Here is an 11,227-nt window from a genome sequence, read left to right as displayed (position 1 = left end):
AAGTTCAAAATGGTGGTCTCGTCCGGCACACGACCTCCAGGCAGTTTGGCAAACTGGCGCATCGAAAAGCTGTCGTACAGCGTCTCTTCCATGGCCGGGTCCGACAGCGAAAACCACAGTTGCATGAAGTAGATGCGCAGCATCGTTTCCAGCGGATACGGTGGACGACCGATGCCCGGTTTGGGGTAATGCGGATCGACCAGATCGGCAAAGAGCTTCCACGGCACCGCACGCTCCATCTTGGCCAGAAACTTCTCACGGCGCGTTTTCTTGCGTTTGCCAACGTACTCGGCTTCGGAAAAACTCAACTGGCTCATCGGGTTCACTCGGATCGGACTGTTTTCAATAACTTATATTCTGACAGGTTCGTTGGACTTGTTCAGAGGTTCCCTAGTTGCGCCCGCCCAGGGGTTTGTGCAAAATGCGCAGCCACTGTGCCGGAACGGCACAATGGGAAAAACGGCATGGACATCAAATGGCTGGAAGACTTCGTGGCGCTGTCGAAGTCGCGCAACCTGCTGCGCGCCGCGCAGGCGCGCAACGTGACGCACCCGGCTTTCGGGCGCCGCATCAAGGCGCTGGAGGACTGGGCCGGCGTGCCGCTAGTCGAGCGCGGCCATCAGGTCTCCACGCTCAACGCCGCGGGCCGCAGCATGCTGGCGGCGGCCGTCGAAGTCCTGGAGATCCTGCGCGAAACGCGCGAGGGACTGCAAAAGCCGGAGCTGCAGCGCGCCCGCAGGATCGTCATCGCCTCGGGCAAGACGCTGGCGCATTCGGTGCTGCCGGGGCTCATGGCCAGCGTCGAGCGCGGCATGGAGCCGTTCCAGCTGAAAGTGGTCACCACCACCCTGAACTACGGCGTCGACATGCTGGTGGATGGCGAGGTCGATTTCCTGCTGTGCCACGCGCACGAGCCGCTCTATGCCCGGATAGACAACGCCGGCTACCGCTGCCGGCGCGTGGGCGCCGACCGGCTGGTGGCCGTCAGCGCGCCGCTGGCGGCGGGCAGCCGCCACCCGCGCCATGCGGTGCCCAGGCTGGCCTCGGACCCGGCGGTGCCGTTCCTGGCGTACGCCGACAGCATGTCGCTGGGCCGCATCCTGGGCGACCGGCTGCGCGGCCTGTGCGTGCCGGCGCTGTTGCAGACCCGCTATGAATCGGACCTGGCCGACGCGCTGCACGCCATGGCCCGCCAGGGCTTCGGCCTGGCCTGGCTGCCCCACACGCTGGTCGAGGCCGACCTGCGCGCCGGCACGCTGGTGCGCGCCGACAGCGCGCGCAACGACGTCCACATGGAAATCCGGCTGTACCAGTCGGTGGACAACGCCAAGCCGCTGGCCCGGCAGGTGTGGGGCCGCATCGAGGCCTACGCGGCCAGGTAGCGGCGCCTTTTGCGCGCGGGCGCTTCAAATAGGGGACGAAAGCTGCCGGCGGCGCGGCGCTGGGCATAAAATACCGCTTTGCCCATCTTTCCCGACCACAGGATCACCGCCATGAACGCCCGCATCCCCGAAGACGCGCTTCCTCCCACCCTCGATCCGCAGGCTTTGCAGGCTTTCGTGGACGCCAAGTGGGACAACGAGATCATCCCGGCCCTGACCGACTACATCGCCATCCCGGCCAAGAGCCCGGCCTTCGATGCGGACTGGGAAAAGAACGCCTTCATCGAACGCGTGGTGCGCGACGCCGCGCAATGGGTCGAGGCGCAGAAGGTCTCGGGCCTGAAACTGGAAGTGGTGCGCCTGCCGGGCCGCACCCCGGTGATTTTCTTCGACGCGCCCGCCACCCGCAGCGACAACGGCGACACCGTGCTGCTGTACGGCCACCTGGACAAGCAGCCCGAATTCTCCGGCTGGCGCGCCGGCCTGGGCCCGTGGACCCCGAAGTACGAAGACGGCAAGCTCTATGGCCGCGGCGGCGCCGACGACGGCTATGCGGTGTACGCCTCGCTGACCGCCATCATGGCGCTGGACAAGCAGGGCATCCCGCGCCCGCGCTGCGTGGGCATCGTCGAAACCTGTGAGGAATCCGGCAGCTACGACCTGCTGCCCTACGTGGACGCGCTGCGCGACCGCCTGGGCAACGTGGCGCTGGTGGTGTGCCTGGATTCGGGTGCGGGCAACTACGACCAGCTCTGGATGACGACCTCGCTGCGCGGCATGGTGTCGGGCACGCTGGAAGTGCAGGTGCTGGACGAGGGCGTGCACTCGGGCGACTCCAGCGGCGTGGTGCCGTCGTCGTTCCGCATCCTGCGCCATCTGCTGGACCGCCTGGAAGACAGCGCCACCGGCCGCCTGCTGCCGCAAAGCCTGCATTGCGAAATTCCCTCCGAGCGCATCGAGCAGGTGCACGCCACCGCGCGCATCCTGGGCGACGAGGTCTGGCGCCGTTTTCCCTGGAGCTGCGGCGCCGACGGCGGCTTCGTGCTGCCCATGACGACCGAGCCCGAAGAGGCGCTGCTCAACCGCACCTGGCGCCCGACCCTGTCGGTGACCGGCGCCGAAGGCCTGCCGCCGCTGTCGAGCGCCGGCAACGTGCTGCGTCCGCGCACCGCCTTCAAGCTGTCGCTGCGCCTGCCGCCGCTGGTCGACGCCGTGGCCGCCTCGCAGGAGATCAAGGCGCTGCTGGAAGCCGACGCGCCCTACAACGCCAAGGTCATCTTCAAGGCTAACGAAGGCGCGGCTACCGGCTGGAACGCGCCGGCCTCCGAGCAATGGCTGACCCAGGCGCTGGACGCGGCCTCGCAGCAGTACTACGGCGCGCCCTGCGGCTACATCGGCCAGGGCGGCACCATCCCGCTGATGAGCATCCTGCAGAAGGGCTTCCCCAAGGCCCAGTTCATGGTCTGCGGCGTGCTGGGGCCGAAGTCCAACGCCCACGGCCCCAACGAATTCCTGCACGTGCCCTACGGCAAGAAGCTCACCGCCGCGGTGGCCCAGACGATGGCGGCGATGCCCGTATGATTTCCACCTCCGACGCCTACGCCAACGTCGTCGCCGAAACGCGGCACTGGCTGAACCAGGCCGTGATCGGCCTGAACCTCTGTCCCTTCGCCAAGGCGGTGCAGGTCAAGGACCAGATCCGCTTCGCGGTCAGCGACGCCACCGACGCCGAGGGCGTGCTGACCGACCTGCAGGACGAACTGGCGCTGCTGGCCGAGGCCGATCCGGAAAAGATCGACACCACGCTGCTCATCGTTCCGGACGCGCTGGACGACTTCCTGGAGTTCAACGACTTCGAGGACCTGTCGGACCGCCTGCTCAAGCGCATGCGCCTGGTGGGCGAACTGCAGGTGGCGACCTTCCACCCGCAGTTCCAGTTCGCCGACACGCAGCCGGACGACATCTCCAACTACACCAACCGCTCGCCGTATCCCATCCTGCACCTGCTGCGCGAAGCCAGCATCGACCGGGCGGTGGAGTCCTTCCCGGACGCCGCCGAGATCTACGAGAAGAACATCGACACCATGAACCGGCTGGGGCTGGAGGGGTGGAAGAAGCTCATGACCAAGCCCTGATCGGGCTGGATCGCATACGAAGTACCGTCAGGCGGAATATGCTTCCCTGACGACCTCGGGATACCCCGAGTAGCTCCGGCGTAAAACTGCATACAACATACGTTCTCCGAGACCGTCTGCCCCTCGGGCGGACGGCTCCCGCCTGGAGAGCCGTATGCGATTCACCCGCCGCCATGCCCTGGGCGCGCTCGCCGCGCTGCCGCTGATCCCGCGCCCATCCTGGGCGCAGGACGACTTCCCGACCCGCCCCGTGCGCCTGCTGGTGGGCTTTGCCCCGGGCGGGTTGACCGACATCGCCGCGCGCGCCCTGGCCGAGCGCATGGGCAAGACGCTCAAGCAGAGCGTGGTGGTGGAGAACCGCCCCGGCGGCCAGGCCATCATCGCCACCGTGGCGGTGGCGCGCGCCGAGCCGGACGGCTACACGCTGGGCTTTGCCGGCACCAATGGCATGATCCTCAACCCGCTGCTGTACAACAACCTGCCGTACCAGCAGTCGGACTTCAAGCAGCTGGGGTCGATGGGCAAGTCGCCCATGCTGCTGATCGTCAATCCTGCGCTGGGCGTGAAGACCGTGCAGGAGTTCATCGCCCTGGCCAGGAAGAAGCCCGGCGACATCACTTGCGCGCACGCCGGGCGCGGCGTGATCAACCACCTGGCGCTGCTGCATTTCCAGTCCAAGACCGGCACCCAGTTCCAGGACGTGCCGTACAAGGGCAGCGGCCCGGCGCTGCTGGACCTGATGGCCGGCACCGTGCAGAGCTCTTTCGATTTCCCGACCTCGGCGCTGCCCAACATCAAGTCCGGCAAGCTGCAGGTGCTGGCCGTCACCGCCGACAAGCGCCTGTCCAGCCTGCCCGACGTGCCCACCATGAAGGAGGCGGGCGTGGACGGCTTCGAGCTGTACACCCGCATGATGATTTCCGGCCCGGCCGCCATGCCGCCGGCCGTGGTCAAGAAGCTGGAGCATGCGGTGCGCGAAGGCACGCGCGACCCCGGCCTGGTGCAGCAGTTCGCGGAGCAGGGCGTGACGGTCGAGTTCACGTCATCGGCCGACCTGGACCGCGTCATCGCCGAGGAGTCCGCCATGTGGGCCCAGGTCATCAAGGCCAACGGCGTGCCCCGGACCGATCTCAAAAGCTAAGGAGCCGCCGTGAGCGAACCGCCCCGCATCACCGTCAGTCCCGAACGCGCCCTGATCGACGTGGCGCGCGACATCCGCATCGACGGATTCCCGGCCTATGCCTTCGTCACCGTGACGGCCAGCATGCGGATGTGCGGCGCCGCGTGGCGCTCGCAGGCCGTGTTCATGGCCGGCCATGACGGCAGCCTGGACCTGTCGCGCGACTGCCCGGTGTCGGGCAGCTACGCCGAGCCCTCGGCCATGGGCCTGGTCTGGTCCATGAGCTGCTGCGACATGGAACGCGTGGTGTTCCCGCCGGATCGCACCGACGCGCTGGCGATCGACATCGAGGCCAGCGACGGCCGCCGCAGCGCCCGCGCGCAGCTGGTGCAGGAATTCCTGGCCGAAGGCGTGACCCACCGCGCGGTGCGCGAGCAGGTCGGCGGCATGACGCTGTCGGGCGAGCTCTACACCCCGGCCGGCCCCGGCCCGCATCCGCTGGTGATCTACATGAACGGCTCGTCCGGCGGCGTAAACGCGCCGCGCGCGGCGCTGTTCGCGGCCCGCGGCTACCAGTGCCTGGCGCTGGCCATCTTCAACTACGAAGGCCGGCCCAAGTACCTGAACGACATGCCGCTGGAATATTTCGAGCATGCGCTGCGCTGGGCCCGCGCCGAGCTGGCGCCGCGCGACGGCTTCGTGGCGCTGTCGGGCATCAGCCGCGGCGGCGAGACCTCGCTGCTGGTGGCCTCGCACTATCCGGAGCTGGTCAGCGCGGTGGTGGCCTACGTGCCGTCGCCGGTGATGCACGGCGTGGTCAGCGCCGGCGCGCCCGGCACCGGCCGCGACGCGCAGGTCTGGACCAAGGCCGGCGAGCCGCTGCCGCACCTGTGGCAGGACAACGCCAGCGCGGACTGGGAAGCGGCCTACGCCTCGGACCCGCCGTACCGCCAGACCCATGCTTTTCTCAGCGCCACGCGCGACAGCGCGGCGTTCGAGCGCGCCCGCATTCCGGTCGAAAACTATCCCGGCCCGATCATGCTGGTCAGCGCCTCGGACGATGGCTTCTGGCCCAGCACCGCCTATTCCGAGATCGTCATGCGCCAGCGCCTGGCGCACGGCCTGCCGACCTTCCACCACGTCTGCATGGGGGCGGGGCACCACGTGCACTATCCCTATCTGCCCGCGACCCTCATCAGCAAGCCGCACGCCATGTCGGGCCTGCTGCTGGACGCCGGCGGATCGGCCAGCGCGAACGCCGCGGGCAACGAAGGTTCGTATCTGGCGGTGCTCGATTTCCTGGGACGGTCGGCAGGCGCGGCGCGCTAGGCGGGCCGGGCGGGCGGCCGCAGGCCTGGGCTGCGGCGCGCCGCGCCGTCATCCGTTGCGCAGCTTCCGTTCCGACACGAACGTCGACCAGCGCTGCAGCTCGCCCCGTATCAGCCCCGCGAATTCGGCCGGCGTGTTCGCGTCCGCGGCTTCCATGCCCAGGCCGGCGAGCTTGTCGCGCACCCCGGCCTCGGCCAGGATGGTCTGCATGGCGCCGTTCCATTTGGAGATCAGGGCCGGCGGCGTGCCCGCGGGCGCGACGATGCCTTCCCATTCCTTGAGGTTGAACGCCGGCACCCCGGCCTCGGCCAGCGTGGGCACGCCGGGCAGGGCGTCCATGCCGCCGTCGCGCGTGACGGCCAGCGCGCGCAACTTGCCGGACTGCGCCAGCGGCACGGCGACCGAGGCGGTGGCGAACATGGTCTGCACGTAGCCGCCCATGAGCGCCTGCGCCGCTTCCGCGGGTCCCTTGAACGGCACATGCAGCATGTCTATGCCCGCTGCCTGACAGAAGGCGGCGGCCAGCAGATGGGCGGGCGAGCCGTTGCCGCCGGAGCCATAGCTGAGTTTGCCGGGCTGGCGCCTGGCCTGTTCGACCAGGCCGCGGACGTCGGCATACTCGCTGCCCGGCGCCACCAGCAGGGCGTTGTACAGCCAGACCAGGTTCGCGATCGGCGCGAAGTCGCCATCCGTACGGTAGGACACCTTGCCGAACAGCGCCGGCAGCACGGTGTGGGTCAGGAACATGATGCCCACGGTGTAGCCGTCGGGGGCGCTGCGCGCCACGGCGTCCAGCCCTATCATGCCGGTCGCGCCGGGGCGGTTCTCGACCACCACCGGCTGGCCCCACAGGCGCTGCAGCCTTTCAGCGATGACGCGCGCGAGCACGTCGGGCGGGCTGGCCGCGGGCAGCGGCACGATGATGCGCACGGGCTTGTCCGGGTACGCGGCCCGGGCGGACCACGGCAGGGTACAGGCGAGGGCGCCGGACAGGCCCTTCAGTAGCGTGCGGCGGCGCATGGCTCAGGCCGCGGAAGAAACGGGCGGCATGAAGATCACGTCGTATTCCGGCGCCACCGCCACCACCTCGGCCGGACTCGACATGTTGTGGATGCGCCGGTAGAGCGCCAGCAGCTTGCCCGCGGGCGCGGCCCAGAACAGCGCGGTGGCGGTCATGCCGGAATTGTTGAAGAACGCATGCGGCACGCCCCGGGGCATGCGCACCAGGTCGCCCGGGCCGGCGGAAGTCTTCTTGCCGTCCAGGAGGAGGTCGATGCGGCCGTCCAGCACAAAGATGTATTCGTCCTGGTTCGGGTGCACGTGCGGCGGCACGAAGCTTTCTTCGGGAAACGTGGCGTGCCAGGAAATGCTGTCCAGGCTGACCTGCTTGGGCACGTACACCTGGCCCAGGATGTTCCAGGAAACGCCGTCCAGGCCGGTCTGGGCGCGGGTGATGTCGGGGGTTTCGAGAATCATGCGGCACTCCTCAGGATTGCGACAGCCGATCCAGCGTCGGCTTCACGAGCGGGTTGGATGATGCGAAACGGGGCTTGAACGACTGCCTGGCGCGGGCCAGATCGGCTTCGTCCCAATAGCCGATCAGGATGCCGCCTTCGGAAATGCGCGGCTGGACTTCGATGGATTCGATGGTGCCGTCGGCCACCGTGGCCCGCTGGCGCGGCTGGCGCGCCCAGCGGAACAGCAGTTCTTCCATGCGCCTGCGCACCGCCTCGTGCGCAGGCGAGGCGCCGAGGTCGACAAATTCCTGGGGGTCCTCCTGCAGGTCGTAGAGCATCGGCCGGTAGCCTTCGGCCAGCACGTACTTCCAGCGTTCGTCGCGCACCATGCGCAGCCAGGCCTGGCGCGCGGGCGTGCCCAGCGCGATGCGCGAATCCTGGAAGGCATAGTCGTACTCGCAGATGACGTGGTCGCGCCAGTCCGGCGGCGTCTGGCCGAACAGCAGGGGCCGCAGCGAACGGCCGTCCATGATGTGCGGCACCTGCACGCCGCCGCAGGCTTCCAGGAAGGTCGGCGCCAGGTCTATCGCTTCGACCATCGCCGCGCAGCGCGTGCCGCGGGCCGCGTCGGCGCGCGCGTCCGGGTCGTAGACGATCAGCGGCATGCGGATGACGGGCTCGTGGAACAGGTCTTTTTCGCCCATCCAGTGGTCGCCCAGATAGTCGCCGTGATCGGACGTGAACACGATCATGGTGTTGTCGAACAGGCCGCGCGCCTCCATGAAGCGGAACAGCACGCCGAGCTGGTCGTCGATCTGCTTGATCAGCCCCATGTAGCCGGGCATGACCGCCTCGCGCACGCCGGGCTCGGAGAAGGTCGCGGATACGCGATGCCGCATCATCGCCGCATACACCGGATGCGGATCGGCCCGTTCGGCCTCCGACCGCACCACCGGCAGCGCGTCCTGCGCGCTGTACATGCCGGCGTAGGGCGCCGGCGCCAGATAGGGCCAGTGCGGCTTGATGTAGGACAGGTGCAGGCACCAGGGCTGTTCGCCCGCCTCGCTGATGAAGTCCATCGCGCGGCGCGTGATGTATGGCGTTTCCGAGTGCTCTTCGGGCACGCGCGCGGGCAGGTTGGAATACTTCAGGAACCAGCCCGAGCGTACCGTGCCGTCGGCATCCACGGCGGAATTGGCCCAGCATTCCCAGGGGTTGTCGCCTCCGTAGCCCTGTGCGCGCAGATAGTCGTTGTAGCGCGGGTCGGGGTCGTGGCCCGAGTACGGGTGGATGCCGTCGTCGCGTTCGTAGGCGTCGAAGCCGCATTCGGCGATGCGGCGGCCGATGACGGAGGCCGGGTCTATGCCCAGCCGCGACATGCCGGCCATGTCGGCGCGCATGTGGGTCTTGCCCACCAGCACGGAACGCACCCCGAGCGGGCGCAGGTGGTCGCCGATGGTCATCTCGCCGGCCTTCAGCGGGACGAAGTTCCAGCTGGCGCCATGCGCGTGCACATAGCGTCCGGTGTAGTAGCTCATGCGCGACGGGCCGCACACGGGCGACTGCACATAGGCGCGGTCGAAGATCACGCCGCGCGCGGCCAGCGCGTCCAGGTTCGGCGTCTTCAGCGTGGGATGGCCGAAACAGGAAAGATGGTCGTAGCGCAGCTGGTCGCACATGATGAAGAGAATGTTCTTCACGCCTCGGGTCATGCTAGGCTCCTGTCTCCGATGGGGCATGCAGGAATTCTATCGACGGCCTGCGCGCGCATCCCTTGAATTGTTTTGATGTCGATTACCGCAGGTAATCGGCCGGAGAGGCGGCTTGCGACTCCAGCATCTGAACCTGTTGCTCACCCTGGCCCGCACCGGCAGCATGCGCGCTGCCGCGCAGGTGCTGAACGTGTCGCAGCCGGCGCTGACCAAGTCGCTGCGCCAGCTGGAGGAAGAGGTGGGCGCCGAACTCGTGGTGCGCACCCCCAAGGGCGTGCGGCTGGCGCAGGCCGGCGAGATCCTCGCGGCGCGCGCGGCGGTGGTCATGCGCGAAATCGAGAAGGCCCACGAAGACCTGGCGTGGCATTTGCGCGGCGCCGAAGCCCAGGTGACGCTGGGCGTATCGCCCGCCGCCGCCATCCTGCTGGCCCCGGGCGCGGTGGCGCGCTATGGCGCGCGCTGGCCGCAGGTGCGGCTGCGGGTGCGCGACACGCTCTATCCGCAGGCGCTGGAGCGCATCCGTTCGGGCGAGCTGGACATGGCGCTGGGTCCCCTGCCCGAGGCGGGCGGCGGCGGCGACCTGGCCGTGCAGCCGCTGTTCGAAAGCCAGTCGGTCATCGTCGCGCGGGCGTCGCATCCGCTGGCGCGCGCCCGGCGCCTGAGCGAGCTGGCCGAAGCCGCCTGGGTGCTGACCGGGCCGGCGCAGGGGCCGGGCGATCCCAGGGCGCTGTATGCCGACGAAGCGCAGGCGCGCGCGCTGCATCTGCAGCTCGAATGCGAGTCCTTTTCCACGCTGCTGGCGCTGATGCCGCAGCTGGACCTCATCGGCATCATGCCGCAGGGGTTCCTCGACCGTTACGGGCCGGCGCTGGACCTGGTGCGGCTGGACCTCGCCGATCCCTTGCCCAAGACCGTCATCTATGTGACCCACCGCGCCGATGCGCCGCTGACCGTGCCGGCGCGCCGCCTGCTGGACGCGTTGCTGGGCGAAGCCGCGCGGCTGGCCGGCCAGCGCTGAGCCGCAGCCGATATCGGTCCGAACGTCCTGAACGGGATGGGCTGCCTGCTGCTACACGCCAGGCACGCCGCGCCGGATGTTGCGCGAGAAGTCGGCGGCGTCCGCGGTTGCGCGGGCGCGGTCCGTGTAGTGGCCGGCCTGCCGGTACGCCTGCGGGCTGTCGGCGCCTTCCAGCGCGCCCAGCCGGTACAGGTATTCGGGCAGGTAGCCCGACAGCAGCAGCCGGTAGTCCATCGGCAGCCCCGGCACGATCTGGTCGGCCAGGCGGTACACGATGGTGGTGCAGTTGGCGGTCAGCGTGTTGTAGAAGCGCGGCTGGCGCACCAGCTGGTTGGCCGTGTCCACGTAGGACAGCAGCAGCTTGCGCGCCGCGCCTTCGGGCATATGCACCCGATACAGGTAGCCGTCCTCGCCGCGCACGTTGGTGCGCACCCGCAGGCTGTCCTCCTCGGAAGAGGCCAGCACGGCCAGTTCGTACCGGCGGAAGAAGCCGCCGATCTCCGAGAACGTGTCGTTCAGCTTGCGCCGTATCTCCACCGAGAACACCAGGTACTGGCCGTCGTCGAAGCCGAACGACACCATGGCGTGGGCCACCGCCGGCCGGCCCCAGTAGGACAGCAGCAGGTCCACCGAAGCCAGGCGCGACAGGTCGTAGACCCGGGTTTCCCAGCGCGGATCGAAGTCGGTGCGCGAGCGCCACTCGAAATTGCGCACGTTGCGCAGGGTGAGGATGTCGCCGTCCACCGCGCCCTGGGTCTGGCGGGCCACCTCGGGCATCCACTGGCGTTCGTTCGACGGCCGCACGCCCAGCTTCCACCAGGCCAGCAGGCCCAGCAGCAGCGCGCCGAAAAACGCGGCGGGCCGCCAGGCGCCCCAGGCCAGGCCGGCCAGCGCGGCGGCGCCCAGCGCCAGCCACAGGGCGGCCACGACGCCCCGCGCGCGCGGGCCCAGCGGGGCCTGGAACCACAGGGCGAGCGCGCCCCAGCCGGCCCCGGCCAGCACGGCCAGTCCGATGGCGATCTGCGCGATCATGGCTGCGGCGCGAGGGCGGGCAAGGGCACGGGCGGGCGGAGC

12 protein-coding genes are annotated in these 11,227 nt (G+C 69.0%); 6 read left to right on the top strand and 6 right to left on the bottom strand.

Annotation, left to right across the window (positions count from 1 at the left end; all coding sequences use genetic code 11):
- Positions 1 to 317, bottom strand: a 317-nt coding sequence (locus C1I89_RS06735; protein WP_146196893.1) for a transposase, incomplete at its 3' end; no start/stop codon positions are given.
- Positions 318 to 464: 147 nt separating this feature from the next.
- Between C1I89_RS06735 and C1I89_RS06730 the strand changes: the two genes are divergently transcribed.
- Positions 465 to 1,382, top strand: a complete 918-nt coding sequence (locus C1I89_RS06730) for a LysR family transcriptional regulator (protein WP_102772028.1) — start codon at positions 465 to 467, stop codon at positions 1,380 to 1,382.
- On the opposite strand, the gene C1I89_RS35140 is transcribed toward C1I89_RS06730, so the two are convergent.
- Positions 1,367 to 1,495, bottom strand: a complete 129-nt coding sequence (locus C1I89_RS35140; RefSeq protein WP_258231362.1) for a hypothetical protein — start codon at positions 1,493 to 1,495, stop codon at positions 1,367 to 1,369. The two genes, C1I89_RS06730 and C1I89_RS35140, sit on opposite strands and share 16 nt — an antisense overlap.
- On the opposite strand from C1I89_RS35140, the gene C1I89_RS06725 reads away from it, so the two are divergent.
- The 4 genes from C1I89_RS06725 (at position 1,494) to C1I89_RS06710 (ending at position 5,966) form a co-directional block, all read left to right on the top strand.
- Positions 1,494 to 2,963 (top strand): M20 family metallopeptidase, encoded by a 1,470-nt coding sequence (locus tag C1I89_RS06725; protein WP_102772027.1) that lies wholly within the window; start codon positions 1,494 to 1,496, stop codon positions 2,961 to 2,963. The genes C1I89_RS35140 and C1I89_RS06725 overlap by 2 nt on opposite strands.
- A complete protein-coding gene (locus C1I89_RS06720) occupies positions 2,960 to 3,517 on the top strand; it encodes a DUF1415 domain-containing protein (protein ID WP_102772026.1) in 558 nt (185 codons plus the stop codon). Before C1I89_RS06725 ends, C1I89_RS06720 begins: the two co-directional genes overlap by 4 nt.
- Before the next feature lie 154 nt (positions 3,518 to 3,671).
- Positions 3,672 to 4,658 (top strand): Bug family tripartite tricarboxylate transporter substrate binding protein, encoded by a 987-nt coding sequence (locus C1I89_RS06715; protein WP_102772025.1) that lies wholly within the window; start codon positions 3,672 to 3,674, stop codon positions 4,656 to 4,658.
- Positions 4,659 to 4,667: 9 nt separating this feature from the next.
- Entirely contained in the window at positions 4,668 to 5,966 is a 1,299-nt protein-coding gene (locus C1I89_RS06710) for an acyl-CoA thioester hydrolase/BAAT C-terminal domain-containing protein (protein WP_102772024.1), read from the top strand.
- 48 nt (positions 5,967 to 6,014) lie between these two features.
- Here the strand turns inward: C1I89_RS06710 and C1I89_RS06705 are convergent, their stop codons facing one another.
- Genes C1I89_RS06705 through C1I89_RS06695 form a run of 3 tightly spaced genes read right to left on the bottom strand, consistent with a single transcriptional unit; the run spans position 6,015 to position 9,135 of the window.
- On the bottom strand, positions 6,015 to 6,986 hold the full coding sequence (locus tag C1I89_RS06705) for a Bug family tripartite tricarboxylate transporter substrate binding protein (protein WP_102772023.1): 972 nt from the start codon (positions 6,984 to 6,986) through the stop codon (positions 6,015 to 6,017).
- Between the two features lie 3 nt (positions 6,987 to 6,989).
- Positions 6,990 to 7,442, bottom strand: a complete 453-nt coding sequence (locus C1I89_RS06700; RefSeq protein WP_102772022.1) for a cupin domain-containing protein — start codon at positions 7,440 to 7,442, stop codon at positions 6,990 to 6,992.
- 10 nt (positions 7,443 to 7,452) lie between these two features.
- Complete coding sequence (locus C1I89_RS06695) at positions 7,453 to 9,135, bottom strand: alkaline phosphatase family protein (protein WP_102772021.1); 1,683 nt, start codon at positions 9,133 to 9,135, stop codon at positions 7,453 to 7,455.
- Between the two features lie 112 nt (positions 9,136 to 9,247).
- On the opposite strand from C1I89_RS06695, the gene C1I89_RS06690 reads away from it, so the two are divergent.
- Positions 9,248 to 10,153 carry a LysR family transcriptional regulator gene (locus tag C1I89_RS06690; protein WP_102772020.1) on the top strand — a complete coding sequence of 302 codons (906 nt, stop codon included), beginning with the start codon at positions 9,248 to 9,250 and terminating at the stop codon, positions 10,151 to 10,153.
- A gap of 51 nt (positions 10,154 to 10,204) precedes the next feature.
- Here C1I89_RS06690 and C1I89_RS06685 read toward each other — a convergent pair whose 3' ends face one another.
- Entirely contained in the window at positions 10,205 to 11,185 is a 981-nt protein-coding gene (locus C1I89_RS06685) for an Lnb N-terminal periplasmic domain-containing protein (protein ID WP_102772019.1), read from the bottom strand.
- Positions 11,186 to 11,227: the final 42 nt, after the last annotated feature.

The sequence above is a fragment of the Achromobacter pulmonis genome (genome assembly GCF_002885955.2).
GTDB lineage: Bacteria > Pseudomonadota > Gammaproteobacteria > Burkholderiales > Burkholderiaceae_B > Achromobacter > Achromobacter pulmonis_A.
Note: the sequence above shows the minus strand (reverse complement) of the source record. Positions and strands in the feature narration are given on the sequence as shown.

Bases quoted from the DNA above. Each gene is read 5' to 3' on its own strand.
- C1I89_RS06730 (WP_102772028.1), top strand. From the start codon at position 465: ATGGACATCAAATGGCTGGAAGACTTCGTGGCGCTGTCGAAGTCGCGC.
- C1I89_RS06725 (WP_102772027.1), top strand. From the start codon at position 1,494: ATGAACGCCCGCATCCCCGAAGACGCGCTTCCTCCCACCCTCGATCCG.
- C1I89_RS35140 (WP_258231362.1), bottom strand. From the start codon at position 1,495: ATGGCGGTGATCCTGTGGTCGGGAAAGATGGGCAAAGCGGTATTTTAT.
- C1I89_RS06720 (WP_102772026.1), top strand. From the start codon at position 2,960: ATGATTTCCACCTCCGACGCCTACGCCAACGTCGTCGCCGAAACGCGG.
- C1I89_RS06715 (WP_102772025.1), top strand. From the start codon at position 3,672: ATGCGATTCACCCGCCGCCATGCCCTGGGCGCGCTCGCCGCGCTGCCG.
- C1I89_RS06705 (WP_102772023.1), bottom strand. From the start codon at position 6,986: ATGCGCCGCCGCACGCTACTGAAGGGCCTGTCCGGCGCCCTCGCCTGT.
- C1I89_RS06700 (WP_102772022.1), bottom strand. From the start codon at position 7,442: ATGATTCTCGAAACCCCCGACATCACCCGCGCCCAGACCGGCCTGGAC.
- C1I89_RS06695 (WP_102772021.1), bottom strand. From the start codon at position 9,135: ATGACCCGAGGCGTGAAGAACATTCTCTTCATCATGTGCGACCAGCTG.
- C1I89_RS06685 (WP_102772019.1), bottom strand. From the start codon at position 11,185: ATGATCGCGCAGATCGCCATCGGACTGGCCGTGCTGGCCGGGGCCGGC.